Origin of the sequence: Acinetobacter sp. V110_1, from assembly GCF_031798975.1 — a bacterium.
In the GTDB taxonomy this organism is placed as follows: Bacteria; Pseudomonadota; Gammaproteobacteria; order Pseudomonadales; family Moraxellaceae; genus Acinetobacter; species Acinetobacter nosocomialis_A.
Window position 1 is genome coordinate 20148 of the sequence record NZ_JAVQNN010000012.1, and the last position, 26940, is coordinate 47087.

At 38.5% G+C, this 26940-nt stretch carries 26 protein-coding genes and 1 pseudogene; 15 read left to right on the plus strand and 12 right to left on the minus strand.

All coding sequences use genetic code 11. From position 1 onward, the window contains the following. The first annotated feature begins 207 nt into the window (after positions 1-207). The 5 genes from RMA95_RS00570 (at position 208) to RMA95_RS00590 (ending at position 2940) form a co-directional block, all read left to right on the plus strand. Positions 208-453, plus strand: a complete 246-nt coding sequence (locus RMA95_RS00570; RefSeq protein ID WP_263614151.1) for a sulfurtransferase TusA family protein — start codon at positions 208-210, stop codon at positions 451-453. Between the two features lie 133 nt (positions 454-586). Then, positions 587-1453 (plus strand): RNA polymerase sigma factor RpoH, encoded by an 867-nt coding sequence (gene rpoH, locus RMA95_RS00575; RefSeq protein ID WP_002049311.1) that lies wholly within the window; start codon positions 587-589, stop codon positions 1451-1453. Positions 1454-1564: 111 nt separating this feature from the next. Then, entirely contained in the window at positions 1565-1930 is a 366-nt protein-coding gene (locus RMA95_RS00580; protein ID WP_114154511.1) for a DUF423 domain-containing protein, read from the plus strand. Positions 1931-1943: 13 nt separating this feature from the next. Further along, positions 1944-2141 carry a sulfur carrier protein ThiS gene (gene thiS, locus RMA95_RS00585; RefSeq protein WP_004700562.1) on the plus strand — a complete coding sequence of 66 codons (198 nt, stop codon included), beginning with the start codon at positions 1944-1946 and terminating at the stop codon, positions 2139-2141. A 13-nt stretch (positions 2142-2154) separates the two neighbouring features. Further along, positions 2155-2940 carry a thiazole synthase gene (locus RMA95_RS00590; protein WP_001154366.1) on the plus strand — a complete coding sequence of 262 codons (786 nt, stop codon included), beginning with the start codon at positions 2155-2157 and terminating at the stop codon, positions 2938-2940. 136 nt (positions 2941-3076) lie between these two features. On the opposite strand, the gene RMA95_RS00595 is transcribed toward RMA95_RS00590, so the two are convergent. After that, a complete protein-coding gene (locus RMA95_RS00595) occupies positions 3077-3700 on the minus strand; it encodes a metal-dependent hydrolase (protein ID WP_311069295.1) in 624 nt (207 codons plus the stop codon). 19 nt (positions 3701-3719) lie between these two features. After that, a complete protein-coding gene (gene yaaA, locus RMA95_RS00600) occupies positions 3720-4493 on the minus strand; it encodes a peroxide stress protein YaaA (protein ID WP_068933421.1) in 774 nt (257 codons plus the stop codon). 125 nt (positions 4494-4618) lie between these two features. Here yaaA and RMA95_RS00605 point away from each other — a divergent pair, with 125 nt between their 5' ends. Further along, positions 4619-5251, plus strand: a complete 633-nt coding sequence (locus tag RMA95_RS00605; RefSeq protein WP_311069296.1) for a hydrolase — start codon at positions 4619-4621, stop codon at positions 5249-5251. 59 nt (positions 5252-5310) lie between these two features. Here the strand turns inward: RMA95_RS00605 and rtcR are convergent, their stop codons facing one another. Further along, entirely contained in the window at positions 5311-6909 is a 1599-nt protein-coding gene (gene rtcR / locus RMA95_RS00610; RefSeq protein ID WP_311069298.1) for an RNA repair transcriptional activator RtcR, read from the minus strand. Positions 6910-6976: 67 nt separating this feature from the next. On the opposite strand from rtcR, the gene RMA95_RS00615 reads away from it, so the two are divergent. The 5 genes from RMA95_RS00615 to rtcA all read left to right on the plus strand — a co-directional run bounded on the left by RMA95_RS00615 (position 6977) and on the right by rtcA (position 11765). Next, the gene (locus tag RMA95_RS00615; RefSeq protein WP_311069299.1) at positions 6977-7951 is read left to right on the plus strand and encodes a ribonuclease Z; all 975 of its coding nucleotides are present in this window, start codon (positions 6977-6979) and stop codon (positions 7949-7951) included. A 255-nt stretch (positions 7952-8206) separates the two neighbouring features. Further along, the gene (locus tag RMA95_RS00620; RefSeq protein ID WP_311069300.1) at positions 8207-9475 is read left to right on the plus strand and encodes an RtcB family protein; all 1269 of its coding nucleotides are present in this window, start codon (positions 8207-8209) and stop codon (positions 9473-9475) included. A gap of 4 nt (positions 9476-9479) precedes the next feature. Continuing rightward, entirely contained in the window at positions 9480-9980 is a 501-nt protein-coding gene (locus RMA95_RS00625) for a hypothetical protein (protein WP_311069301.1), read from the plus strand. A 20-nt stretch (positions 9981-10000) separates the two neighbouring features. Then, on the plus strand, positions 10001-10459 hold the full coding sequence (locus RMA95_RS00630; RefSeq protein ID WP_000761349.1) for a DIP1984 family protein: 459 nt from the start codon (positions 10001-10003) through the stop codon (positions 10457-10459). Between the two features lie 259 nt (positions 10460-10718). Further along, complete coding sequence (gene rtcA, locus RMA95_RS00635; protein ID WP_311069302.1) at positions 10719-11765, plus strand: RNA 3'-terminal phosphate cyclase; 1047 nt, start codon at positions 10719-10721, stop codon at positions 11763-11765. A gap of 35 nt (positions 11766-11800) precedes the next feature. On the opposite strand, the gene RMA95_RS00640 is transcribed toward rtcA, so the two are convergent. The 4 genes from RMA95_RS00640 to pheA form a co-directional block, all read right to left on the minus strand. Next, the gene (locus tag RMA95_RS00640) at positions 11801-13261 is read right to left on the minus strand and encodes an aminoacyl-histidine dipeptidase (RefSeq protein WP_311069303.1); all 1461 of its coding nucleotides are present in this window, start codon (positions 13259-13261) and stop codon (positions 11801-11803) included. Positions 13262-13431: 170 nt separating this feature from the next. Then, on the minus strand, positions 13432-13815 hold the full coding sequence (locus tag RMA95_RS00645) for a hypothetical protein (protein ID WP_005068294.1): 384 nt from the start codon (positions 13813-13815) through the stop codon (positions 13432-13434). Between the two features lie 127 nt (positions 13816-13942). Continuing rightward, positions 13943-16189, minus strand: a complete 2247-nt coding sequence (locus RMA95_RS00650) for a bifunctional prephenate dehydrogenase/3-phosphoshikimate 1-carboxyvinyltransferase (protein WP_311069304.1) — start codon at positions 16187-16189, stop codon at positions 13943-13945. Between the two features lie 107 nt (positions 16190-16296). Then, positions 16297-17406 carry a prephenate dehydratase gene (gene pheA / locus RMA95_RS00655; RefSeq protein WP_002049199.1) on the minus strand — a complete coding sequence of 370 codons (1110 nt, stop codon included), beginning with the start codon at positions 17404-17406 and terminating at the stop codon, positions 16297-16299. 202 nt (positions 17407-17608) lie between these two features. Here pheA and RMA95_RS00660 point away from each other — a divergent pair. Together RMA95_RS00660 and RMA95_RS00665 are read left to right on the plus strand one after the other, a co-directional pair. Next, a pseudogene (locus RMA95_RS00660) lies at positions 17609-17725 on the plus strand (alpha/beta hydrolase); the annotation flags it as partial. A gap of 108 nt (positions 17726-17833) precedes the next feature. Continuing rightward, positions 17834-18460, plus strand: coding sequence for a hypothetical protein (locus tag RMA95_RS00665; protein WP_311069305.1), 627 nt, complete (start codon positions 17834-17836; stop codon positions 18458-18460). Positions 18461-18510: 50 nt separating this feature from the next. On the opposite strand, the gene RMA95_RS00670 is transcribed toward RMA95_RS00665, so the two are convergent. After that, complete coding sequence (locus tag RMA95_RS00670; protein WP_311069306.1) at positions 18511-19656, minus strand: acyl-CoA dehydrogenase family protein; 1146 nt, start codon at positions 19654-19656, stop codon at positions 18511-18513. A gap of 159 nt (positions 19657-19815) precedes the next feature. Continuing rightward, entirely contained in the window at positions 19816-21171 is a 1356-nt protein-coding gene (locus RMA95_RS00675) for a dicarboxylate/amino acid:cation symporter (protein ID WP_002049312.1), read from the minus strand. A gap of 500 nt (positions 21172-21671) precedes the next feature. On the opposite strand from RMA95_RS00675, the gene RMA95_RS00680 reads away from it, so the two are divergent. After that, positions 21672-22667, plus strand: coding sequence for a glycosyl transferase family protein (locus RMA95_RS00680; RefSeq protein WP_311069307.1), 996 nt, complete (start codon positions 21672-21674; stop codon positions 22665-22667). 38 nt (positions 22668-22705) lie between these two features. Here RMA95_RS00680 and RMA95_RS00685 read toward each other — a convergent pair whose 3' ends face one another. From RMA95_RS00685 to RMA95_RS00695, 3 genes are all read right to left on the minus strand, one after another. Next, positions 22706-23113, minus strand: a complete 408-nt coding sequence (locus RMA95_RS00685; protein ID WP_311069308.1) for a hypothetical protein — start codon at positions 23111-23113, stop codon at positions 22706-22708. A 62-nt stretch (positions 23114-23175) separates the two neighbouring features. Next, positions 23176-23448, minus strand: coding sequence for a YeaC family protein (locus tag RMA95_RS00690; RefSeq protein WP_004643467.1), 273 nt, complete (start codon positions 23446-23448; stop codon positions 23176-23178). Then, positions 23445-24353: an NAD(+) kinase gene (locus RMA95_RS00695; protein ID WP_002049094.1), complete on the minus strand. Its 909-nt coding sequence runs from the start codon at positions 24351-24353 to the stop codon at positions 23445-23447. The genes RMA95_RS00690 and RMA95_RS00695 overlap by 4 nt, the downstream gene beginning before the upstream one ends. A 185-nt stretch (positions 24354-24538) precedes the next feature. Between RMA95_RS00695 and mrcB the strand changes: the two genes are divergently transcribed. After that, positions 24539-26935 (plus strand): penicillin-binding protein 1B, encoded by a 2397-nt coding sequence (mrcB, locus tag RMA95_RS00700; protein WP_311069310.1) that lies wholly within the window; start codon positions 24539-24541, stop codon positions 26933-26935. The last annotated feature ends 5 nt before the right edge of the window (positions 26936-26940 follow it).

Here is a 26940-nt window from a genome sequence, read left to right on the forward strand (position 1 = left end):
GGTAATCCCTAAAACGGTTCGAGCTTAACACGGGTTTATGACAATTAATAGAATTTTTTTCAAATATTTCCCCTATTTTTAGCTCTTTTTTTAAACAGCTTATTACAATAATTTTTATATAATCCTTTACCTTTTAATTTTTATAAAACACCTAGAGTTCGTCAAAAAATTTGTTAGAATATTTTTTTTTAGTTGTTTTTATAATGAATGAGCACTACCTCTTCTACTGTAACGCCTATTGAAATTAATGCCCTTGGTCAACCATGCCCAATGCCTTTATTAATGTTGAAACGTGAACTTAAGAAAGTATCAGGAAAGCAGCTATTTTTATTGAAATCATCTGACCCTCATAGTGAAATTGATGTAACGCGTTACTGCAATTTACATCATTTTATGTGTCAAACCATGCAAATTTCAGAAAGAGAATTTCACTATTTAATTGAAATTCAATGATTCTTTGTTAAAATCCAAGATTAGTAACTGCATAAAATTTTACATTTTTCTACCCAATTTTCCTTAATTATGAAGGCAATTCAAATTAAGATGAATTTATTGGTTAATCCATCCTATCCTATAAGGAGAACTCATGAGTGACAGCAGCAATCAATTGATGCCCCTGTCATTGTCTGCGCCCGGTGTAAACCTTGGTGCATATATCAGTACTGTCAATCAGATTCCTATTTTAACGGCCGAGCAAGAAAAAGAACTTGCTGAACGTTATTATTATGACCAAGATCTTGATGCCGCAAAAATGCTGGTAATGTCGCATTTACGTTTTGTCGTTCATATTGCGCGCAGCTATGCAGGTTATGGCCTACCACAAGGCGACCTTATTCAAGAAGGTAACTTAGGCTTAATGAAAGCCGTAAAACGTTTCGACCCAAATATGGGCGTACGTCTTGTATCTTTTGCCGTCCACTGGATTAAGGCAGAAATTCATGAATACGTTATTCGTAACTGGCGTATCGTAAAAATTGCAACAACTAAAGCTCAACGTAAACTTTTCTTCAACTTACGTAGTTTAAAAAAATCGAGTAAAAAATTAACGCTCGAAGAAGCACAATCTATTGCCAACGACTTAAATGTAACTCCAGAACAAGTTCTGGAAATGGAAGGTCGTTTAACCGCTTATGATGCTGCTTTTGAAGCGCAAGGTGATGATGACGATGATACGCCACATACTGCCCCTGCGTTGTATCTTGAAGATAACCGTTATGACCCGGCTCGTTTAGTTGAAAATGAAGACTGGGAAGAGCAAAGTACATCTGCTTTACATGATGCCATGGACCAGTTAGATGATCGTTCGCGTAATATTTTGCAGCGCCGTTGGTTAGATGATGATAAATCTACCCTACATGAGCTTGCTGCTGAGTATAATGTTTCGGCAGAACGTATTCGTCAGCTTGAAAAAAATGCGATGGAAAAAATTAAAGTCGCTATGTCGGCAAGCTAAAGTAAATGAAAAAAATAAAAGGGCGATAAGCCCTTTTGTTTTATCTGGCTATGTTTAGCCAACCTATTCTATGGTAACGTTGCCTTTCATTATTCAGTTGCGTTTTTTGTTATGTGGATTGCCATTTCAGCCCTTAATCTTGCTTTTGCAGTCATGTTGGGTGCTTTTGGAGCACATGGTCTTAAAGCTCACGCGAGTCCCGAGCAACTTGCTTGGTGGCAGACTGCAACCGACTACTTTTTTTATCATGCTCTAGGCCTATTAGCGCTTGGTATTTTAAGTAAGGTTCTTCCCCATTTCCCAATCAAGTTATCTTTCTTATTTATCCAGATTGGTATTCTATTTTTTTGTGGTTCGCTTTATATCATGGCGCTGGGATTACCAAGAATATTAGGTGCAATTACGCCAATCGGTGGAGCTTTAATGATTGCTGGATGGCTGATCTTGGCTTGGAATGCTTTCAAATACGCAAAATAATCGGAATGTGATCATGCAAATTTATTTAAATGGCGAATTAACGGACACGCCTAGCCAAAACCTGTTGCAACTCATTCAGGAGTTGGCACTTGAAGGAAAACGTTTTGCTGTCGAACACAATCAGCAAATCGTTTCTAAAAGCAAATTAGAGCAAATTACGATTGCTCAACATGACCGTATCGAAATTATTCACGCTGTTGGCGGCGGCTAAGTCGGAGTTATCCATGCAAGACACCCCTCTCATTATTGGTTCACGTTCTTTTCAATCTCGTTTATTGGTAGGAACTGGCAAATATAAAGACTTAAATGAAACAGATTTAGCTATTCAAGCCAGTGGTGCAGAAATTGTAACCGTCGCAATCCGCCGTGTGAATATTGGACAAAATCCAGATCAACCGAATTTACTCTCAGTTATTCCACCAGAAAAATATACTATCTTGCCAAATACCGCAGGTTGTTTTGATGCTGACAGCGCAGTACGTACATGTATGTTAGCGCGTGAGTTACTCGATGGTCATAACCTAGTAAAGCTTGAAGTGTTGGGTGATGAAAAAACCTTATATCCAAACGTAACCGAGACATTAAAAGCCGCTCGTACTTTGATTGATGATGGTTTTGAGATTATGGTCTACACCTCTGATGACCCAATCATTGCGCAAGAACTTGAAAGTATGGGCTGTGTTGCAATTATGCCTTTAGGTAGTCTGATTGGTTCAGGTTTAGGTATTTTAAACCCACACACCATTTCAATTATTAAAGAAAATGCGAAAGTACCAGTTTTAGTCGATGCAGGCGTTGGTACAGCAAGTGACGCTGCTATTGCGATGGAACTTGGTTGTGACGGCGTACTGATGAATACTGCCATTGCAGCTGCTCAAAACCCTATTTTGATGGCTTCTGCAATGAAAAAAGCTGTTGAAGCTGGACGTGAAGCATTTTTAGCAGGTCGTATGCCACGTAAACGCATGGCAAATGCAAGCTCACCAGAAACAGGGTATTTCTTTAAATAATTTATTTCTAAGGAATCACTGCTTTTTTCAGTGGTTCCTTTCTCCTCTCATGTAACCATTTTCACTTTTCAAAAAAGATTAAAAATCTCTATAACTTTATTCAATCAACAGATCTAAATTTTATATTTAGCTTAGGCTATTCCAATATTTTCTTTAAATTTTGCTTGGCGTTTAACTCAAAATTCTTTTGGAAATATACAGTTTGATAAAGTGGCTCAGACTGATAAAAATGTATTAAAACTTGTTTTCTCTTAATTGAATATACTTCTAGATCAACCCAAGAATACTCCTGCTGAATTTGCTGTTCATACTGGATAAAACGTTCAGGTGTTGCTGCCAAAATAGCTAAATCAATATCCAATAAAAATTGCAAATCTGTTTCATCAGCTAATGCATGCTTTTGAGTCGCAAGAATCCAACGCTTTATTTTCTGAATTGTATCTAGCTGTAAATCTTGAGCCATCAATTGCTCAAATAACTCGGCACTTTTAAGTTCATTATCTAGCGCTTGAGGTTCGTAGACTACATCATGAAACCAAAGAGCCAATGCGACAGCAGAAGGATCATTTAATTCGGACTGAATCGATTGGTGCAAACTCAAACATTCATATAAATGCTGCACGCTATGGTAAGCCCGCTGTCTTTCACTATAGGCAGCAATGAGTTTATCCAAAATTTTCTGCGGTTCGGAAAAATGATAATACTGATGCAGCTCAAACCAAAAATGTTTCAGTTTTAATAAATAAAGCTGCATCATCATCTATTAACCACGCTTAGGATTATTGCTCATCACGTTTAAACACCAACTCTTTTGCCGATGAATTATCAGCATCAAAGTAGTAACCCTCGGTATTAAACGCTTTGATGTCCTCAGCTTTATTTAATTGGTTTTCAATAATAAAACGAGCCATTAAACCACGTGCTTTTTTCGCATAGAAACTAATGACTTTATATTTGCCATTTTTCTGGTCAAGAAAAACAGGCTTAACAATTTCAGCCTTAATTTTCTTTTCATTGACAGACTTGTAATATTCATCCGAAGCTAGATTTACCAGCAATTCAGATTTAATTGCTGCCAAGTCTTCATTAATTTGGTTAGTGATGATATCACCCCAGAATTCATACAAATTATGACCGCGAGTATTTTTTAATTTAGTACCCATCTCTAAACGATAAGGCATCATTAAATCTAAAGGACGCAATAAACCATATAGACCAGAGAGCATACGCAAATGCTGCTGTGCAAAATCAATATCTTTGTCTTTTAAATGATAAGCATCTAAACCAGTATAAACATCACCTTTAAATGCATAGATTGCTTGGCGAGCATTTGAGAAATTAAATTCGGGATTCCAATCTCTGAATCGATCTGCATTTAGTGTGGCAATTTTTTCACTAACACTCATTAAAGTCGCAATTTCCGAAGCGGAAAGTTTGCGGCAAACATCAATTAATTGTGCTGAGTTTTCTAATAAGCGCGGCTGAGTAAACTCATCTGTAGGTAACGCTGTTTCATAATCTAAAGTTTTTGCAGGAGAAATTAAAGCAAGCATAGACAACCTGAAAAAATTATTCTTAATACCAACTATAACAGTAGATATTTTTTAATGCTAACTCGTGTTTTCAATGACGACTATCGGTAAAATAGGAATACGTATTGTTATTTATCGATTCTTATATGTCTGAGCAAATTTTCATTCAGGGTCCAGTAGGTAAAATTGAACTTTTTGTAGACCGCCCTGAAGGTGAAATCAAAGGCTTTGCGGTTGTTTGCCATCCGCACCCATTGCAAGGTGGAACTCCTCAACATAAAGTCCCTGCTCTTTTAACCCAAATCTTTAATGAATATGGTTGTATTGTTTACCGTCCTAGTTTCCGTGGTTTAGGCAGCAGTGAAGGTGTTCATGATGAAGGCCATGGTGAAACCAAAGATATTTTAGCTGTCATTGAACACGTTCGTAAGCTTCATGAAGGCTTACCATTCTATGCAGGCGGTTTCAGCTTCGGTTCACACGTTTTGGCAAAATGTCATGCGCAGCTTAGCCCAGAATTACAACCAGTACAGTTAATTTTGTGTGGCTTGCCAACAGCGACTGTAGTGGGCTTACGTCACTATAAAACTCCTGAAATTCAAGGTGATATTCTACTCATTCATGGTGAGCAAGATGATATTACTTTACTTTCAGATGCAATTGCATGGGCAAAACCGCAGAAGCATCCAATTACGATTCTGCCGGGCGCTAATCACTTCTTTACAGGTTATTTAAAACAGCTTCGTCAAATCATTACACGCTTTATTATCATGAAATAAAGTGTATTTGATGGGCATAGATTGAGTCTGTGTCCATCATTTCATAAGTGCTGTAACTGCTAAAAATTATTCCAACTTAACCCAAAACGGGCCAAATATTTTTTCACTCGGTCACTATCGTTCGTTGTATTACGCTGTTGACGAGATACCGAAAATAGTTGCCTCCCAGCCTCTGCCATTGATTTTGAATTTTCACAGACTTTGAGCACACCTCGTAATTGAATCTGATCAAATTCATCTATTTGCTCTATTTGTTCAGAATCCAAATAGTTCAACAAAATATCTGTATTTTTATCATTGTAAGATTCACCCTGAATTAGCCAAAGTTTCTTTAGGCGCTGAATTTCTTTTTCTACAGCTTCACGACGAATTAACTTACCTTGAGATAAAGTTGCCAACCGAGTTACGCTCGCTGCTAAATCTCTAAAATTCCCTTGCCATGATGCATCTACTGATTTAGCAAACTTTAAATATGTTTCTAATGCATCACGTTGAAAACGCAATTGCCTTTGATGAATTGCAGCAAAACGCTGTAGCTCAAAATCAATATTGGGTGCAATATCTTCTACACGATCTTTTAAATTTGGTAAAAAGAACGTCCACGTATTCAAACGAGCCCATAAATCTTCACGAAAACGGCCCGCTTGAACTTCATTACGTAAATCACGGTTAGTACCCGCTATTAGCTGAAAATCGACCTGAATTTCCTTATCACTTCCAACAGGAAAAAAGCTTTTGTCTTCTAGCGCTTTTAGTAGCATAGCTTGTTCATCAAGTCCCAATTCACCAATTTCATCTAAAAATAAAATGCCTTGGTCAGCACTTTTTAATAAACCAGCACGAGATGCAGCTGCTCCTGTAAATGCACCTTTTATATGACCAAATAAAGTTGACATGGCACTATCACCACGTAAGGTTGCACAGTTAACATCAATAAAACGACCACTTAATTGAAATTTATCTTTCTTTAACTGAAAAATTTGTTTTGCCAAATGAGACTTACCAACCCCTGTTGCACCCATGATTAAAATAGGCGCGCTAGACCGGGTTGCAACTAATTCAACTTCCTCAATAAGCTGATTAAACGCTTTATTATGAGTAGAAATATTGGCTTTAAGTTGTTGCCAATTTTGTTTTTGTTCATCATCGAATCGCTGTTTTAAAACATCGTATCGAGACAAATCCAGATCAATAATTCTATATTCACCTTCTGATGTCTTGTGTTGATTAGGTGAACTTTGGATAAGTTGAGCTGGTAAATAATGCGCATCTATCAATAAATACCAACAAATTTGAGCAACATGCGTTCCTGTCGTGATATGCAGTAAATAGTTATTTTTTTCGACATTAAACGGATACGTTTTTACAAAGTCATAGAGTGCACCATAAACTTCAGCAAAATCCCAAGGATCTTTAATACTTACCTTATGTCCAGAAACCTCAGTTTGTGGAGAAATCTCTTTAGCATCTGCTGCTATAGATTTAACTAAATTATGATGCTGTCGATCATGTAAAAGTACCAATTCATCTACAAGCAAATCTTCATGCATTAACAAGCTAATCGTAGGACGCCAACGTTGCCATCGATCTGGCTTTCTCCCCTGATCAAGTGTAGAACCGACAAAGCCAATAACGACTGTTTTCTTTGCATCCGCCATAATTTCTATAAAATTTTATAAGTGTCTATAATATACAATACGCATTTGACCAAAAAATTCCAAGAATATGCTTCATTTTACTTTTTTAGGCACATCTTCAGGTGTACCGACCCTGACACGTAATGTTTCAGGATTAGCAGTTCGTAACAGCAAAAATAAGGACTGGATTTTAATTGATGCTGGCGAAGGGACACAGCACCGTATTCAACAAGCTAAACTTTCACTACAAAACCTAGTTGCCATTTGTATTACACATGTTCACGGCGACCATTGTTATGGTCTAGTTGGTTTATTAGCAAGTGCAGGCATGAATGCCCGTAGCAAACCCTTAATCGTGATTGCACCGAAAGAAATTCAGCAATGGTTTGAAATCACTGCCCAACTTACAGATTTACATTTACCCTATTCCCTTCAATTTATTGATGTGAATGAAGCAACGCAGCCACAACAAATCACTGACGAACTCATTGTTCAAGCACATCCACTAAGCCATCGTGTTCCAAGTTTTGCTTTTAGCATTTATATCAAATCTATTCAGAAGAAGTTAGATACCCAAGCTCTAACTCAGCTTGGCATACCTCAAGGCGATATGTGGGGCCATTTAAAACGAGGCTACAATATTGAATTTGAGGGACAAACTTTAAAAGCTCAAGACTTTATCAAAATTCAAAATCACCAAGTTCATGCAATTATAGGTGGTGATAATGACCAACCAAAACTATTAGCTGACGCTTGCAAAGATGCCCAACTCCTTATTCATGAGTCCACATACTTGCAAACGGTTTTAGATAAAGTCGGCAAAGGTCCAATGCATAGCTCAGCAAAAATGGTGGCTGAATTTGCAGAACAGCAATCTTTGAGTAATTTAATTCTGACGCATTTTAGCCCCCGACATCAGGATAAAGCTGGGCAGCAAGCTATTACTGAAGAAGTTCGCCAGTTTTATAGAGGTCATTTTTATTTAGCCAATGATTTTGACGAATTTACTTTAAATGAAGCTGGACAGCTTTTAAAAGTCGATAAAAACCGTAAAACCAGCTAATTAAGTGTATCCAAAAAGATATTTAAATATATTTTTAGATATCTTTTAAATATTAAAATTTCCAACAGAAATTAGTTACACAGAAAGAATAATTATTTTTATATATTATTTTCAATAACTTATATTTTCAATTAAGTGTATTTTTAAAAGTTGGCACACTCAGTGCAATAGTACAAAGCACACAACATCATTGGGATATTGTGAATAACACCTGCCTGCAAACGCTTGGCAGGCAGGCTTTGAAAGGAAAAGAAAATGTCTGTCATTGAAGAAATTAACCAACAAGCTCAGTTTGAACAAAAGCAGCAACAACGTTCTTATGAAGTTCTGCAAAATGAAAAAAGTATGCCAGTCAAAATGTGGACTAAAGGCGTGCTTGTTGATGACAACTCAAAACAACAATTATTACAAACAGCTCAAATGCCTTTTATTTATAAATGGATGGCTGTTATGCCAGATGTACACTTCGGTTTAGGAGCAACTATTGGTAGCGTAATTCCAACTAAAGGGGCAATTATTCCTGCTGCTGTGGGTGTAGATATTGGTTGTGGAATGATGGCAACCAGTACAAGCTTAACTGCTTCAGATTTACCAGATAACTTACATGCACTACGTACTGAACTTGAACGTTTAATCCCACATGGAATGACCAAGCGCGGACGTGATCGTGGGTCATGGGAAACTCCACCAGAAATGGTAGATCAAGCTTGGACCGATCTGGTTGCAGATTTTGAGTACATTTGCGCAAAACACCCACGTTTAAAAAATACTAACAACCGTAAGCATTTGGGAACTTTAGGTACTGGAAACCATTTTGTCGAAATCTGTTTAGATGAGCATGATCATGTCTGGATTATGTTGCATTCAGGTTCTCGTGGTGTAGGAAATGCTATCGGTAACCATTTTATCGAACTTGCACGTAAAGACATGCAGAAGCATTTCATTAACTTACCAAATAAAGATTTAGCATACCTAGTTGAAGGAACTGAACATTTTGATGATTACTGGTTTGCGGTAGGTTGGGCTCAACGCTTTGCGATGAAGAACCGAGAAATCATGATGCAATCTGCGATTAAAGCCTTGGCTACTATTGTACCAAAGCCTTTTCAGGCACGTTTGGAAGCAGTGAACTGTCACCATAACTATGTGGAAAAGGAAGAACATTACGGTGAAGAAGTAATGATCACTCGTAAAGGTGCAGTCCGTGCGCGTCTAGGTGAATATGGAATTATTCCAGGTTCAATGGGTGCGAAGTCGTTTATTGTCCGTGGACTTGGAAATCAGGAGGCTTTCTGTTCATGTTCGCATGGTGCAGGCCGTGTTATGAGCCGTACTGAAGCAAAACGACGTTTTACTGTGGAAGATCAAATTGCCCAAACTGAAGGTGTGGAATGCCGTAAAGATGCTGCTGTTATTGATGAAATTCCATCGGCATATAAACCGATTGAAGATGTAATGAAAGCCCAAAGCGATTTGGTTGAAGTAGTCTATACCTTAAGACAAGTGGTGTGTGTTAAGGGTTAATGCTATGCAAAATATAGATATAGAAAAATTCAATCACATTTTAGAAGGGATATGTATAACAGCAAATGCTTTAGATCCAGCATTTCAACCACAATTTGACTGTTATATAGAACTATTAAATTTCAATGAAAATATGCCAATTTATGAGAACTTCAAGCAATTCTTTACTTCTAACTCCATTTGGAGAAGCATGAAGAAAATGTGTGACGATCCACAATTTTTAGACTGGCAATTTCAAATGAAAAGTATAGGAACACCCACGGAAACAATAGTTTACTTTTTTCGTAAAAATCTATTTTCTACGTTAAGTGATAAGCAATTCACGGTAATTGCAGTTTATTTAAAATCATATATTGAAGGTCTAATCGGAGAATTAAAAGATTCCCAACAGGGCTATATAAGGCCACCAAATAAATACCTTCCAAAGTATCTCCAACATTGGCAGCATCTTTACCTCCAAGGTAAAGATGCAGAAATTCTCGTTACTTTTGAAGCCAACACTTAAAACTGATACGGGTAAATAAAATGAAACTCGCAGAAGCACTTTTACTTCGAAGCGATCAACAAAAAAAGCTCGCTTCGTTAAAACAACGAATTAATGCCAATGTATTGGTACAAGACGGTGATGAACCTAGTGAAGATCCAAATGAACTCATCAAACAAGTATTTGCTTTAACTCAGGAAAGCAATCAATTGATTTGTCGTATTCATTTGACCAATGCACAAGCAAAACTGGAAGATGGCAAAGTATTATTGTCTCTATTAAGCTTGCGCGATAGTTATGCTGAACAGCATAAGATTTTAATCGATGCGATTGCCAATACACATCGAGAACCTGATCGTTATAGCTCACGTGAAATTAAGTGGAAGAAAGTCATTCCTGTTTCTAGCTTACAAAAGCAGGCAGATGATATCAGTGCGAAACTACGTGACTTAAACATCAAAATTCAGGCTGCTAATTGGCAAATTGATCTTATCGATTAAACAATAGATTTTGTGAAATCATTTTCACAATCAAAGTTTGGACATACTGGGCGAGTACAAGATCCTGCGTTACTCCGATCTGAGGGATTGAAAATAATTCAGGCGGCTATGGCAGCATGTGAGTCGTGCATCGATATTCACTTATCAGGCTCAGCACTATGCACCTAGCAAACCTTTGTCAAAAGCAAGGTCACGCGTTACTTCGCATTACCATGTACTGACAGTATGTTCATTAAATTAGAAAATAAGGAAAATAGAAGTGAATACAGTTTTGGCAAATATGCCAAAAGCCATTCAAATTGATGGCTCACAAGGTGAAGGTGGTGGACAGATTTTAAGAACTGCCCTTGCGCTTTCAATGATTACAGGCCAACCGTTTGAATTAATTAATATACGTGCAGGACGTAAAAAACCAGGGCTAATGCGTCAACATTTAGTTTGTGTACAGGCATCTCAACAAATTAGCCAAGCTTATGTGGAAGGCGCTGAATTACATAGCCAGCGTTTATATTTCGCACCTCAGCATGTTCAAAGTGGTAAATATCAATTTCAAATTGGTTCAGCGGGTAGTACAACACTGGTTTTACAAACGCTTCTACCTGTTTTGTTATTACAAAATGAAGCTAGCGAACTCACCATTTCAGGCGGTACACATAACCCACTTGCACCAACAGCAGATTTTATTGAACACTGCTTTCTACCTGCTCTAGCGAAGATTGGAGTTAACGTCGATTTTAAATTAAATAAAGCTGGCTTCTTTCCAATTGGTGCGGGTGAAATTCAAGTTACCATTCAGCCATGGCAAAATCGAAACAAGCTAAATTTATTAGATCGTGGTGTTTTACAAAGTAATGAGGCTTTTGCAGCGATATTAAATCTTTCAGAAGAAGCACAAATTGCACAACGTGAATTAACCACATTAAGTAAAAAGCTAAACTTAAGCTCGCAGCAGCAATTTCATTTAAATGGGATTAGCCAAGGCAATGTGCTTTACGTAAAAGTCACCCATCAACATCACACTCAATTGTTTACAGCTTTAGGTGAAATGCGCAAAAGTGCCGAGCAAATAGCTGACCATTTAGCAAAAGATGTAAAGCTATATTTAGCGTCACAGGCTGTGGTAGATGAATATTTGGCAGACCAGTTACTGCTACCTTTGGCATTAGGTCAAGGGGGTGAGTTCACCGCACAATGTATTAGCGAACACACTCGTACTCAAGCAGCCATGATTGAAAAATTTATTGATTGTGAAATAGAGTTTGTCGAGTTAAAACCAGATCATTTTCATGTAAAAGTTAAAGTTTAAGAAGCTCATGACTGAGCTTCTTATTTCTAAAAAAATTACTCTACAGATGCCAAAGCGGTTACCAGTAGCTTCCAGCATTTCTCTACAGTATCAACTTTGACTCGTTCACCTGGTGCATGCGCACCTTGAATATCCGGTCCAAAAGAAACCATTTGTAAATCTGGATAATGTTCAGCAATAATCCCACATTCTAAGCCTGCATGAATCACTTTTAGATTTGGTTCAATATTAAATGCATTTTGATAGGCTTGTTGTAAGCACTTTAGAGCAGCTGAGTCAGGATTTGGTGTCCAACCCGACACTAACGGCGTGAGTGCAGAAGCGATATTAAATTGACTAAAATGTGCCTGAATTTTTTCTGCAAAATCTTGAGCTTCTTGATTTACCATTGAGCGAACCATTAAAACAGCTTTTCCACCTTCTCTATTTAGTCTCACCACTCCAATATTATTTGAAGTCTCAACTACGTCTGGTAAAGCTTGGCTCATACTTGCAACGCCATAAGGACTTGTTGCTAAAGCTTGTAACCACTCATTTTGCTGTTGTTGAGCGATCACTCCCGCCACTTTAGCGCTATTGGCCTGAATAGTTAATTGCAAATTATCATCAATACCTTGTAGCTGTTTTTTCCATGCTGTTTGATATTCAGCGAGTAATCTTTCTAAGTCAGGCAATTGATTAGATGAAATTGCAATAGTCGCTACAGCTTCTCGAGGTAAGGCATTACGAGCTGTACCACCTGTAAATTCAACAAGGTGTCCACCAAGCTTTACTAAATACTCATTTAAAAAACGAGCCAAAATAACGTTGGCATTGCCACGTCCTAAATGAATATCTACGCCAGAGTGACCACCTTTAAGGCCCGCAACCTGAATATTCACAACCGTCAGATTTTCAGGAATTGTCTCATACGTGAGTGGCTGTTCTACTTCAACATCAATACTGCCAGCACATCCGAGATATAGCTCGCCCCACTCTTCTGTATCAATATTAAATAACCATTTCCCTTTTAATACACCTGCCTGTAAAAGCCGTGCACCACTCATGCCTGCTTCTTCGTCGACTGTTAAAAGAACTTCAATTGGTCCATGAGCAATATCATTTGAGTCTAAAACTGCCAAGGCTAAAGCTACCCCGATGCCATTGTCTGCACCTAAGGTAGTGTCTTTAGCAATTAACCAGCCATCCTCAAGAGCCGGGCGAATCGGGTCTTTAAAGAAGTCGTGTACTGTGCCAGTGTTGGCTTGTGTGACCATATCTAAATGGCCTTGCAGAATGACTCCAGACACATGTTCTTTACCCGTAGTCGCATTCTTACGGATAATTAAATTACCGACTTCATCTACGTATGTTTCTAAATTCCGACTTTCAGCCCAGTTTTGTAAAAATTCACGAAGCTGCTGTTCATGCTTTGAAGGACGAGGAATAGTGCAAAGTGTTTGAAAATGCTGCCAAACCACTTGAGGAGATAGTGCTGCAATATCAACTTGTGTCATGAAAACTACACTCTAATTATGTAAATATCTTAATAATTTCAATATACACAAAGCATTAAAGATAGGTAGGGATTTCGGGAAAGATTTTGTATTTTTATCTTTAATCTAAAGAGATCGTACGACTTTTCTAAAAAGCCGTACTTCATAAATAAGTCTTAACAGTCGTGTGCTTAGTTCTTCCATTCAAATGCCGAAAAGCTATGATCAGCTTTCAAACTATTTTCAACGGCCTGCGCAAGCTGACGAATAATACTTTGCGTTTCGATTTTCTCAAACCAATCTTGTTCTTCATCAGGATTGGCAGAGATTTCACACATCAAATGCCCTTCATGGTCTGTTTTTTGACAAGTAATAGATAATGGCAAAAGATGATTATCTATACTGACTTCTACTTTTTCATGTTCATGCACAATATGCTGCGCATCAAAACCATAATGCCCCAATTGCTTAAACAGTAAAGCCGCTACATATTCTTGAGTGATATGGCATTCATTTGGTGGATGATCAAGCACCCCATGTTGTGGGCAACTGGCAATAAATTGTAATTTTTTCATCCTTTGTCCTAACACTTTTATCATTATCTGCACTTAGCATAAGCAATAAACAAACAGCAGCCAAGCCTTTAGCCCGCTGCTGCCGTTGCTATTGTGTTAGCAATTATAAAATGTGTTAGGTCAAAAGTTATTGGCTAACTTCGATTGTTAAGCCTGCACGATTCGCCAACTCAGTGAAAGTTGGGAAACTTGTCGCCACAGTTTCAGTACCCTGAATGGTAATCGGACCAGAAGTACGAAGACCTGCCATACTAAAACTCATAGCAATACGGTGGTCATGGTGCGATTCGATTTCACCACCAGCAAAGATTGGTGACCAATCGCCAGATTTGCCTTTACCTTCGATAATGATGCCATCTTCAGTTGGTGTGCAGTCAATGCCCATGATTTTTAAGCCATCAGCCATAACCTGAATACGGTCAGACTCTTTCACGCGAAGTTCTGCCGCACCAGTTAATACTGTTTGGCCTTCGGCACAAGCTGCTGCAATAAATAAAGCTGGGAATTCATCAATTGCTAAAGGTACTTGGTCTTCTGGCATATGAATGCCTTTAAGCGTGCGTGAACCTTTAATATGAATATCAGCAATAGGTTCGCCACCAGCAATACGTTCATTTTCAACGGTCAGGTCAGCACCCATCTGTTTTAAAATTTCGATTACGCCAGTACGTGTTGGGTTAATACCTACAGCTTCCAGAATAACATCAGAACCCTCAGTAATTGCAGCACCCACCATAAAGAAAGCAGCAGATGAAATATCTGATGGAACCTGAATGTCAGTACCTACTAATTTACCGCCACCAACGAGTGAAATTTTATTGCCTTCAGTTTTAACATCATAACCAAATGCACGAAGCATGCGCTCTGTGTGGTCACGAGTAGGCTCTGGTTCAGTTACCGAAGTTTCACCTTTAGCCCACAAACCAGCAAGTAAAATACCTGACTTCACTTGAGCAGATGCCATCGGTAAATCGTATTGAATGCCTTTTAATTGCTGGCTACCCGTAATGCTGACAGGTGGTGTACCTTTCTCACCTGTTGTCTGGATTTGCGCACCCATTAAACGCAATGGCTTAGCAATACGCTCCATTGGACGTTTAGAAAGTGACGCGTCTCCTGTCATCACTGAATCAAATTTTTGTGCAGATAACATACCTGAAAGCAAACGCATGCTTGTACCAGAATTACCCATATACAATGCACTTGCTGGCGCTTTTAAACCATGCATACCTACGCCATGAATAGTCACTTCACCATTTTTAGGGCCTTCAATACTTACGCCCATATCACGGAAAGCTTGCAAAGTTGCCAAAGCATCTTCGCCCTCAAGGAAGCCAGTTACATGAGTCGTGCCTTCGGCAATAGCACCAAACATAATGGAGCGATGTGACACAGATTTGTCACCCGGTACGGTAAATTTACCTTTAAATGCCTTATTTCCCGGTAAGATACTGAATTGCTGTGTCACCTTATTTTTCTCCATTAAAGGTTTTTTGGCTAACATATGATTGAAATGTTGACGCGCTGCCTGAGCATGGCCAAGTAAACCCATTAATGCATGAGAATCTTCGTTTTCAATCAATTTTCTAAGTACAGTAAGTTGCTTCTCGAAGCCATCTACAGCATTTAATATGGCTGTTTTATTGGCAAAGAAAATGTCATGCCACATTTGGGGATCACTAGCCGCAATTCGTGAGAAATCACGAAAGCCACCTGCTGCATAACGGAAAATATCAAGATTATCTTCACGGTTTGCAAGTTGCTCGACCAGATTAAATGCCATTAAGTGCGGTAAATGGCTCGTATGCGCCAAAACCTCATCATGCTTGGCAACATCCATACAAATAACTTCAGCTTTAGCAGCTGACCAAAGTTGAATCAGTTTATCAACAGCCCATTCTGCACTTGTTGGCAACGGCGTTAAAATCACTTTATGATTTGCAAATAGATCAACCTTACCTGCATGAACACCTGTGTGCTCACTACCAGCAATAGGATGTCCCGGCACAAAACCTGCAGGTAAGTCTTCACCAAATACAGCTTTTGCTGCATCAACCACATTACCTTTTGTACTTCCCACATCAGTTACGATAGCGGTTTCTGACAAATAAGGCTTAATTTGCTCGAGCACTTTTTGTGTCGCACGTACTGGCAAGGCTAAAACAACTAAATCTGCCCCCTTCACAGCCTCTACAGGATCAGAAAATCCTTCTTGTATTAAGCCAAGTGATTTTGCATCTTCTAAAGTTTTCTGTGAGCGTGTAGAAGCCACAATAGTTGTCGCCAATTGTTCTGCAACAATAACGCGCGCCAAACTCGACCCGATGAGTCCTAAACCAATAAATGCAACTTTTTTAAATAGGGGTTGTGACATAACTTCAACTTTGCTTTTGCTCAAACTTATTTAAACCTTTGAGCAATTTGTTTTTAAGCATAATGACATGTTCTATTTGATACATGTCATTATTCCAACATGAGTGTTTATAGAACAGCAGCAGGATAAGAACCTAAAATACGAAGCTCTTTCACCATTGGACGAATATCATTGATTGCCGCAGCAACGTTCTCTTGATCGATATGACCTTCTAAATCGATAAAGAATACATATGCCCATTTTTCAGGTAATGCTGGACGAGTCTCAATACTCGTTAAGCTAATATTGTGTTTTGCAAACGGCGCTAAAATTTCTAATAAAGCACCTGCACGGTCATGTGCCGAAATTAATAACGATGTTTTGTCATTGCCACTTTGTGGAATTTTTTCACGGCCAATCACTAAGAAACGAGTGGTATTTTCTGGATTATCTTCAATATTGCTATGTAAGATTTCAAGGTTATACATACCTGCTGCAATATCAGATGCAATTGCTGCCGAGTGCCATTCGTTACGAATACGGCGTGCAGCTTCTGCATTTGAGTTTAAAGCAACACGTTCAACACCTGGATAATGCGCATCTAACCACTGGCGGCATTGAGCCAAAGTTTGCTGGTGAGCATAAATCTGTTTAATACTGTCTTTACGCGTATTTTCAGAGACTAGGAATTGATGATGAATACGCAATTCAACTTCACCGATCACATTTAAATTCGATGTTTTAAAGCAGTCTAAAGTATGATTCACAATACCTTCAGATGAGTTTTCAACCGGAACCACACCATAATGTGCACTACCCGCTTCGACTTCACGGAACACTTCATCAATAGTTGGTAATGGACGAACAACTGCATCTTTACCAAAATGCTTAAGTACAGCAGATTGAGTAAAAGTACCTTCTGGCCCTAAAAATGCAATGCTTTGTGGAGCTTCTAAAGCAAGACAAGCAGACATAATTTCACGGAACAGACGCGCCATGGTTACATCAGATAAAGGCCCCTGATTGCGCTCCATAACTTTACGTAAAACTTGTGCTTCACGCTCAGGACGATAAAACAAAGGATTCTCTTCGGAAGCAAATTTAGCTTTAGCAACAGCTTCAGCAAGGCTTGCGCGGCGATTTAATAATTCTTGAATCTGTTGATCTACGCTATCAATATCTTCGCGAATTTGTTCTAAACTAAGAGAAGTCGTTTTGTTTTGATCATCGTTGATCATTGGAATGCAGCCTCAGCAAAATCATCTTTTAAACGAGAGTATAACAATAGTCGGCTTTGATTTGTTAGGCAATATCGGTGTATTGGCTTTTTTCGTTAATCACTCTCGAACCTGTCTATAAGATTACTTTATTTGATAATGATTTTCATTTATTATTTTACTTACTCTATTTCTTATCGGTATTTTTAGAACTCTAACTCAGCAATATATGACAAATCTGTATCCACTCTTCCCATAAGCACTTATGTTTGCTTCGTGCAAAGACCTAGAAAGCTGTAAATCTTTATTTGATGGGCCATCACAGCAGCCAGTCAAGTAAAAATATAATTACATTTGAAGCTGATTATTTCGTTGTTCTTAAAGATAGACCTCTTAATGCATAGATTGGTTATACTGACCCAATATGTCATAACAACAGTAAAATAGAATGAATAAAATTATTGTTTTAGGCTTACTGGGTCTTACAAGTTTTAGTTTAACGGCTTGTGGCGGTTGCCCCTTAATCGCAGGATGCAATGGTAGGGATAATTCTCCGTACTATATGACGACTATCAACAATCAAGTTCGTGGTATTCCAATCCCAGCCCAAACTAAGCTGACCTATCAGTCGCAACACTTCAGGCAGAAATTTGAGCAAACACATGCTTTAAAAGAGAAAAATTTATCCGGCATTACTTTACCAGAAAATACAGCAATCATTTGGGGTGGCATGCCAGTAGACATGTTTATACAGTTTTCTAATCCCGAAATGAAAGGCTTTTCGGTCTATCCAGCACGAGGATTTAAAGCAGAATTATCAAACGAGTTTTTACGTCTATGGAAAAGCTGTGAAAGTGATTTAAACATTAACTTAAAGAATTCAAATGACTGGTCATTTAATCCTGAAAATATGAAAATAACGGGTTGTGGTGTCGTCTTTCAAGAACGTAGTGAATACACCGAAGATTCATTTCATCAAGATGAAGCCGATGAGTTTTTAAGAAAGATCAATCAGGCCTTACATCAGTTACCCAAACAACAAGACTATCCTGTCATTCATCGAACTAACAAATAGGTAATATAAAAAAGCCTACTCAAAGGTAGGCTTTTTTTGAAACTATTTAATTAGGCTTTGCCAATTAATCCACGCGCTACGATTTCTTTCATAATTTCATTTGTACCACCGTAAATACGTTGGATACGAGCATCTACAAAGAAACGTGAAATCGGATATTCAGTCATATAGCCATAACCACCAAAAAGTTGCAGCAAGTTGTCAGCCACTTTCATTTGCATATCTGTACTGAAGCTTTTAAGCGCCGCTGCAGTTTCAACATCAAGTTTACCTTCTTGATATAGAGCAACGTTTCTCTCATAAAAAGCAGCTGTAGCAAGCTCATCAATTTTTGCTTGAGCTAAAACAAAACGCGTATTTTGGAATTGAGAAATAGGTTGGCCAAATGCATGACGTTCTTTTACATAAGCCGTTGCTAAATCAATTGCACCACGAATAGCGCCAATTGCGGTAGATGCAATAGCGGTACGTTCACGTGGTAACTCTTGCATTAAATAAGCAAAACCTTGTCCAGCTTGACCGAGTAAATGGTTTTTAGGAACCTTAACATTGTCAAAAAATAGCTCAGAGGTATCTTGAGAATGTAGACCGATTTTGTCTAGGTTGGTACCTTTCTTAAAGCCTTCCAGATGAGTATCTGCCAATAATAATGACACTCCTTTCGCACGCGCTTGAGGATCGGTTTTTACTGCGAGCACCACAAGGTCAGCATGTTGCCCATTTGAAATAAATGTTTTAGAACCATTTAGCAAATAATGGTCATCTTGCAAAATGGCACTGGTACGCATTGATTGTAAGTCTGAACCAGCACCCGGTTCCGTCATACCAATTGCCCCAACCACTTCACCAGTTACCATTTTCGGCAACCAGTATTGTTTTTGCTCTTCTGTCCCAATATGTAAAATATAAGGTGCAGCAATTTCAGAGTGACAAGAAATAGCCGTTGATAATGCACAAAAACCGGCTCGAGCAGACTCTTCAACTAACATTAATGAATAGTAAGTTGGAACGCCATAACCACCGTATTCTTCTGGAACATCTACACATAAAAAGCCATTTTCGCCCAGTTGATTCCAAACTGAACGCGGCATAATTCCTTCACGTTCCCATTGGTCGTAATGTGGAGCAATATGCTCATTCATAAAACGTTTAAAATTATCACGGAATAATTCTAAATCTGCATCATATGCCAACATAATATTTTCCTTCGGCTTTATTGTTTTATCGAATCTCATTGCTGTGCATGCTAATCATTTTTTTAGTTACTGTCATGGCATAGCTGCTCATTTAAACTGTACTTTTCAGTCAGCCAATAAAAAAGGAAGCTTAGCCTCCTTTTTTATTACGATAAATGATTAGTGAGATGCCTCAGCAATTACACTTTTTTGCTCAAGCATTTTTCTATCTACTTCATCTGGATTATTCAGTGCATCATTTAGTTTATCTTTATCTAATGCACCGACCCATTTCGCAACCACAATCGTTGCTAAAGAGTTACCAACTAAGTTCGTTAAAGCACGTGCTTCTGACATGAAACGGTCAATACCTAAAATCAATGCCAAACCAGCAACTGGAATATGACCTACTGCAGATAAAGTTGCAGCCATAACAATAAAGCCAGAGCCCGTTACACCTGCCGCACCTTTAGATGAAATTAAAAGTACCAAAAGCAAAGTAATTTGATGCTGAATATCAAGCTGTGTATTTGTTGCCTGAGCAATAAAGATTGCAGCCATCGTCAAATAAATAGAAGTACCATCAAGGTTAAATGAATAACCTGTTGGGATGACTAAACCAACCACAGACTTTTCACAACCTGCGATTTCAAGCTTACGTAGCATACGTGGCAAGACCGACTCAGAAGAAGATGTACCGAGTACAATTAAGAGTTCTTCACGAATCAAACGCACCATCTTAAGAATACTAAATCCACTTAAACGGCTGATCGTTCCTAATACCAAGAAAATAAATAATAAACAGGTAATGTAGAAACAGAGGATGAGCTGACCTAGCTGCACCAGTGAACCCACACCATATTTACCAATGGTAAACGCCATTGCCCCGAACGCACCTAGTGGAGCAAGCTTCATGATCATATTTACAATGTTAAAGAACACATGTGCAATTTGATCAATTAACTTTAATACCGGACGTCCTGCATCACCTAACTTATGCAGTGCAAAGCCAAATAGAATTGCAAAAAGAAGGACCTGTAAGATTTCACCATTTGCAAATGCACCCACCACTGTATCTGGGATGATATGCATTAAGAAATCAACGGTAGATTGTGACTCACCAGAAGTGACGTATTTTTGGATACCTGAAGTGTCCAGAGTCGCAGGATCAATATTCATTCCTACGCCTGGCTTTGCAATATTAATCACCACAAGGCCAATCAGAAGTGCGATTGTTGAAACGATCTCGAAGTATAACAACGCAACACCGCCAGTTTTACCAACTGACTTCATACTTTCCATACCAGCAATACCACTGACCACTGTACAGAAAATAACAGGTGCGATGATCATTTTAATCAAACGAATAAAAGCATCACCTAATGGCTTGAGTTGCTCACCTAAACCTGGAATATGATGTTCGACACCATTAACAATTTGCGTTGTACTTGGAGAGAAATGCCCTACCAAAACACCCGCAATAATCGCAATAATCACCTGAAAATAAAGTGATTTATAAATCGGTTTTTTAGCCATAACTTTACTTCAATCTATATTTCCAAGTCCGTTGGAAATATCAAAATGAAACGTCTATTCTTTACGAATACACAGCCCTAACCTTTCACATGAACACCGCAAAAGGGAAACGGTTTTTTAATAACAAAAAACCTTCCTACTACCTCAACGAAAACAAAAAAGCTGTTTTCTAAAACAGGAGAATACCTGAAGTTTCCAACCACTTTGAGTAGCCAGAAATAACCTCTTACTTTTTCAATAAAAAGCTGAAGATATAGGAGAATCACAGAAAATTATGATATGAGTGCTCAAAAAAGCACATGAAAGTTTACTCGAATTAAATCATGATTCGGTTAAAATTTTGGCTAATACGCACAAAAAATACTCATGCAGCCTTAAGACTTTAGTATGAGAAACACTTTTGATATTTTTTCAGCAGATTTTTATGTCATATTGATAAGTCCTTGTAGACATTTCATTTTGAGCTGCCTACCCCCTTATTTTTACTGTTTTGAATTGCCATGAATACTAAACGTAATATCTATAAAGATGCTGAACATCCCTTTGCACAATATGTCCGTATTTTAGGTAAGGGGAAAACCGGATCTCGATCACTGAATTATGAAGAAGCTTATCAAGCTTTTACCATGATTTTAAAAGGCGAAGTTCTTGATGTTCAGTTGGGTGCTTTTTTAATGCTTCTACGTGTTAAGGAAGAGTCTATTGATGAGCTTGCGGGCTTTGTACAAGCCACCAAAGACCAACTTAATTTTCAACCTTTAGACGTTGACCTAGACTGGTCATCTTATGCAGGCAAGCGTAAACATTACCCTTGGTTTTTATTGGCTGCCCTGACACTTGCTCATCACGGTTATAAAATCGTCATGCACGGCGCTTCTGGACATACGATTAACCGAGTCTATACCGAACAAGTTTTGGAATATTTAGATTATAAAATTTGCCATTCTGAACAAGAAGTCCGCACACAATTGGCTGAACAGAATTTTGCTTATTTACCTTTAGAAGTAATTTCACCTGTTTTAAGTGATTTAATTTCTTTAAGAAATGTCATGGGTTTACGCTCTCCTATTCATACTCTAGCCCGTCTGATTAATCCATTTAATGCGAAAGCCACCTTACAAGCGATATTCCATCCAGCATATAGAACCTCTCATCAGCATAGTGCGCTTCGCTTAGGCTATCAAAATAGTGCAGTCATTAAAGGTGAAGGCGGTGAATTTGAGCGAAACCCCGATGCTAAAACACTGATTTGCGGTATTAAAAATGGTGAACTCTATGAACATGAGTTACCAAAGCTTACGCCTGAACGTAGCCCAATTGAAGAAGAGTTAGATTTAGCGACGTTTAAAGCTGTCTGGCTTGGTCAGCAGCATCATGAATATGGTGAAATGGCAGTAACAGAAACCATGGGTATTGCGTTATATACCATGGGGGTAGTCAATAGCTATGATGATGCAATGGATAAAGCCAAAGCGTTGTGGAATAGTCGTTTCTAAAATACGAATGGCCAAGATTATATAGGATAGTCTTGGCTTTAAGGCTCAACATAATAAAAATCTGGCCAAAATGGATATTCCTGACCTGAAGAATGAATATTTTTTAGTTTCAAATGATCGCCTATTTTGATTGTAATCTTCTTAGAATCGTAGGGACCCGAAAGATAAGCATCTCGTTGTTGACCAATAAGTTTCTTACAATATAAATGATGCGCTTTGATCTTTTGGGAGCTATGTATTGTTTGCGACTCCAGCACCTGAATCCCAATCAATAACATGGGATAACCGTCATTTTTTATACTTGTATATTTAGCTTGAGGTGAAGTGTATTTCTGACTCGCAACAACCTTCACGTTGAGTAAACACTCAATAGGTTGTTTGGCCAATGCAGCACCACTAAACAATATGAGAAATAATAGTACGTAAACAGGTTTTAAATGTTTCATATGATTCTTTATTATATTTTGATAAACATAAAAAAAGCTCAGTAATCACTGAGCTTCCTAAATTAAACAAAACGAATCGGTTTAAACTCAGGTTCATGCTTGTGATGATCATCATCACACTCTTCACCCTCTTCTTTCGTTCCGCGGTCAATATAACCACTACGCTGTTCTTCCGGTAAGTTCTTTAACTCCCAAGCAATCACAGCTTGCATACATGTTTCGCGCTGTTCTTTCGTTAAAACAACACCATTTGGCCATTTACCAATTTCTACTGCTGTTTTTAAACGCTCTACAATTTCAGGGTTTAAAACAGATAGCATTTGTTCAATATTCATGATTCATCTCTTTGAAAAGATTCAAAATCTTGGTTCCAACCCAGTTTGGTACGACAAGCCATATAGAAATCATAACCTGGTGGGTGTAATAAACTTAATTTAAATGGGTGTTTACGGATGTGCAAACTGTCGCCAACATTGAGCGATACACTGTGTTGACCATCTGCACTCACCATCGGTAACACTCGATTTTCGCGAATAACAATTTTAATTTCACTTTGCCCACCAACTACGATTGGGCGTGAAGATAATGTATGGGGGTGCATAGGGACTAATGCAATCGCATCCATACTCGGATGTAAAATTGGACCACCACCCGACAATGCATAAGCAGTTGATCCTGTCGGTGTCGACACAATTAAACCATCACTATGCTGACGGTAAACATATTGACCATCAATATTGAGTTCAAAGTCGATCATATGTACCGACTTACCTGAGTGTAGTACGACATCATTTAAAGCAATTGCGTCATAAATGACTTCGCCATTGGTACGTACTTCCATTTCAAGCAAGAAACGGCGATCAAGTTGGAAATGACCTTGTAGAACCTGATCAAGCTTAAAAATAGCTTCCGCAGGCTTAATATCTGTTAAAAATCCTAAACGCCCACGGTTAATACCAATGACAGGTGTATTGTAGCGAACTAAAGCTCTAGCTGCATGAAGTAAAGAACCATCTCCACCGACTACAATCACCAGATCAGCAACTTCACCTAATAAGTGACGACTAACAACTTGTGCATGATCATAGGGCACTAATTCGGCAGTTTCCTGATCAAAAATGGGGTTTAGGCCTAAACTTAACAAATGGTCATGAATTAAACATAGTGTTTCTACAACTGATGATTTATCCGGTCGACCAATTAACCCGACGTTTCTGAAGGACTTATGTGAAATTTGCACGAATGAGTAAGCTCCGCTGCGATTCTACGCTATCATAACATTAACCTGATTAATTTAAAAAAACATAACAACAAGATGCTGTAAAATTCAATCTAAGTTTTCCATTTATTCACAGTTTTATCATTGCAAATTGATGACAAGCTATCGCATCATTAACGTATTGTTTAGGGTTTTATCTCATTTATATGAAGTTTGAACGTGGTATCGGTTTCTTCGCACTAATTTTTTCCATATTGGTGATTGGTGCTTTTATTGCTCTTAGTATCTATCTGATTCGTTTAGATAATATTATCCGTGAAAAATTTGAAGGACAGCGCTGGGACATTCCTGCCAAAGTATTCGCTCGGCCTTTGGAAATTTATAATAATGCACCTATTACTCAAGCAAATTTTACCCAAGAATTAAAATTATTAGGTTACAAAACTTCAAGTAATTATGACAAGTCTGGAACCTTTGTTGCTCAAGGTAGCAACATGTATGTACATACTCGCGGTTTCGACTATGGTGATAGTGTAGAACCTGAACAAGTTTTAGAACTTAGTTTTGCAAACGACCAAGTTGCAGAGGTACGCAGTACCAAACCTTCTTCAACAGGTGTGGCTCGTTTAGAACCTATGCTCATTGGGGGGATCTATCCTCAGCATAATGAAGACCGCGTTCTGATCAAACTCAATAATGTTCCTAAACCCCTCATTGAAGCTTTAATTTCTACAGAAGACCGTAATTTCTACCACCACCACGGTATTTCAATTCGTGGTACGGCCCGTGCTTTGGTGAGTAATGTAACTGGAGGACGTCGCCAAGGTGGTTCAACCCTGACACAACAGTTAGTTAAGAACTTCTATTTAACACCTGAACGCACATTAAAACGTAAAGTGAATGAAGCCCTAATGGCTTTACTCATTGAATTGCATTACAGCAAAGATGAAATTTTAGAAGCTTATTTAAATGAAGTAAATTTAGGCCAAAACGGTAACTATTCAATTAATGGTTATGGCTTGGCTTCACAGTTTTATTTTGGTTTACCACTTCGTGAACTGAATGTCGCGCAACAAGCTTATTTAGTCGGTTTGGTTCAAGGTCCATCTTTATATAACCCTTGGAAAAACCCTGAAGGCGCAAAAAATCGTCGTGATACAGTTTTAAATAACATGCGTGTAATGGGTTATTTAACTCAAGCAGAATATGAAACTGAAATCGCACGTCCTTTAAATGTACTGAGCAAACCAAGCTTAGGTCCTGCAAAATTCCCTGACTTCTTAGATATTGTGCGTCGTCAGTTACGTACCGAATATCAAGAAAGCGATTTAACCAATCAAGGATTACGTATTTTTACGACCTTGGACCCTATTGCTCAAACTCAAGTTCAAGATGCATTTAAAGCTTCTGTAGAACGTCTGACTCAAAGCAACCCTGCCCGCTTGAAAAACTTGCAAGGTGCAGTACTGATTGCACATCCTGAAAATGGCGAGTTAATTGCAGCCGTTGGCTCAACTCAAGACTTTACTGGCTTTAACCGTGCCTTAGATGCAAAACGTCAAGTCGGTTCTTTATTGAAGCCAGTGATTTATTTAAGTGCAATTGAGTCTGGCCGTTATAACTGGGCAAGTAAAATTGAAGACGCACCAATCAGTATTCCTGTAGACGGCGGTAAAAGTTGGACACCGAAAAACTATAGTGGCGGTGGTCATGGCATTGTAAGTTTAAGTGAAGCCTTAGCAAACTCTTATAACCTTTCTGCTGTTCGTATAGGTCAAGAATTTGGGTTATCTACATTTACCAATAACTTAAGAAAATTTGGCGTTGAATCACCAATTCCTGCCTACCCTTCTATTTTCCTTGGTGCAGTTAATATGTCGCCAATGGAAGTGCTCGGTATTTACGAAAACTTCGCTACAGGTGGTTTCAAATATCCAACTCGTGCGATTCGCTCTGTGGTAGATGCCAATGGCCGTTTACTTGATCGTTATGGTCTAAATGTACAACAAACGATTGATCCATCTGTTGGCTATATCATGAACTACGGCCTTCAACAGGTCATGTCTTCAGGTACAGGCCGTGCAGCGTACAATAGCTTACCTCCTGCGTTAAAATTGGCTGGTAAATCAGGTACGACTAACGATACACGTGACTCATGGTTTGCCGGTTATTCGGGTAACCATGTCGCTGTAGTATGGTTAGGTCTAGATGACAACAAAGTGACTGGCTTAACAGGTTCATCTGGTGCATTGCCGGTGTGGATTAATGTAATGAAACAATTACGTCAAACACCGGTAAATTTACGTCAGCCAGACACTGTACAGTGGCAATGGATTGACCATGCAACAGGTGATTTATCGGCACAGGCTTGTGCTGGTGCGATGTATATCCCTATGCTGACGCATACAGTTCCACATCGTGCTACGCCATGTGGAGCACCGTATTATCAAGTTGATCCAACATACGCACCACAAAGTGATAACACAGCACCAGCTTCTCAACCGGATAATAGCGATAGCTATATTCGTGAGAGTGAAAACCAGATGGAACAAGATCTGTCGAATAACTCACATGTGATTTCTAGTGGTAGTTATAACAACTAAGCGTT

Excerpts from the sequence above, each read along its gene's own strand:
- RMA95_RS00570 (WP_263614151.1), top strand. The coding sequence starts at position 208 with ATGAGCACTACCTCTTCTACTGTAACGCCTATTGAAATTAATGCCCTT.
- rpoH (WP_002049311.1), top strand. The coding sequence starts at position 587 with ATGAGTGACAGCAGCAATCAATTGATGCCCCTGTCATTGTCTGCGCCC.
- RMA95_RS00580 (WP_114154511.1), top strand. The coding sequence starts at position 1,565 with ATGTGGATTGCCATTTCAGCCCTTAATCTTGCTTTTGCAGTCATGTTG.
- thiS (WP_004700562.1), top strand. The coding sequence starts at position 1,944 with ATGCAAATTTATTTAAATGGCGAATTAACGGACACGCCTAGCCAAAAC.
- RMA95_RS00590 (WP_001154366.1), top strand. The coding sequence starts at position 2,155 with ATGCAAGACACCCCTCTCATTATTGGTTCACGTTCTTTTCAATCTCGT.
- RMA95_RS00595 (WP_311069295.1), bottom strand. The coding sequence starts at position 3,700 with ATGATGATGCAGCTTTATTTATTAAAACTGAAACATTTTTGGTTTGAG.
- yaaA (WP_068933421.1), bottom strand. The coding sequence starts at position 4,493 with ATGCTTGCTTTAATTTCTCCTGCAAAAACTTTAGATTATGAAACAGCG.
- RMA95_RS00605 (WP_311069296.1), top strand. The coding sequence starts at position 4,619 with ATGTCTGAGCAAATTTTCATTCAGGGTCCAGTAGGTAAAATTGAACTT.
- rtcR (WP_311069298.1), bottom strand. The coding sequence starts at position 6,909 with ATGGCGGATGCAAAGAAAACAGTCGTTATTGGCTTTGTCGGTTCTACA.
- RMA95_RS00615 (WP_311069299.1), top strand. The coding sequence starts at position 6,977 with ATGCTTCATTTTACTTTTTTAGGCACATCTTCAGGTGTACCGACCCTG.
- RMA95_RS00620 (WP_311069300.1), top strand. The coding sequence starts at position 8,207 with ATGTCTGTCATTGAAGAAATTAACCAACAAGCTCAGTTTGAACAAAAG.
- RMA95_RS00625 (WP_311069301.1), top strand. The coding sequence starts at position 9,480 with ATGCAAAATATAGATATAGAAAAATTCAATCACATTTTAGAAGGGATA.
- RMA95_RS00630 (WP_000761349.1), top strand. The coding sequence starts at position 10,001 with ATGAAACTCGCAGAAGCACTTTTACTTCGAAGCGATCAACAAAAAAAG.
- RMA95_RS00640 (WP_311069303.1), bottom strand. The coding sequence starts at position 13,261 with ATGACACAAGTTGATATTGCAGCACTATCTCCTCAAGTGGTTTGGCAG.
- RMA95_RS00645 (WP_005068294.1), bottom strand. The coding sequence starts at position 13,815 with ATGAAAAAATTACAATTTATTGCCAGTTGCCCACAACATGGGGTGCTT.
- RMA95_RS00650 (WP_311069304.1), bottom strand. The coding sequence starts at position 16,189 with ATGTCACAACCCCTATTTAAAAAAGTTGCATTTATTGGTTTAGGACTC.
- pheA (WP_002049199.1), bottom strand. The coding sequence starts at position 17,406 with ATGATCAACGATGATCAAAACAAAACGACTTCTCTTAGTTTAGAACAA.
- RMA95_RS00665 (WP_311069305.1), top strand. The coding sequence starts at position 17,834 with ATGAATAAAATTATTGTTTTAGGCTTACTGGGTCTTACAAGTTTTAGT.
- RMA95_RS00670 (WP_311069306.1), bottom strand. The coding sequence starts at position 19,656 with ATGTTGGCATATGATGCAGATTTAGAATTATTCCGTGATAATTTTAAA.
- RMA95_RS00675 (WP_002049312.1), bottom strand. The coding sequence starts at position 21,171 with ATGGCTAAAAAACCGATTTATAAATCACTTTATTTTCAGGTGATTATT.
- RMA95_RS00680 (WP_311069307.1), top strand. The coding sequence starts at position 21,672 with ATGAATACTAAACGTAATATCTATAAAGATGCTGAACATCCCTTTGCA.
- RMA95_RS00685 (WP_311069308.1), bottom strand. The coding sequence starts at position 23,113 with ATGAAACATTTAAAACCTGTTTACGTACTATTATTTCTCATATTGTTT.
- RMA95_RS00690 (WP_004643467.1), bottom strand. The coding sequence starts at position 23,448 with ATGAATATTGAACAAATGCTATCTGTTTTAAACCCTGAAATTGTAGAG.
- mrcB (WP_311069310.1), top strand. The coding sequence starts at position 24,539 with ATGAAGTTTGAACGTGGTATCGGTTTCTTCGCACTAATTTTTTCCATA.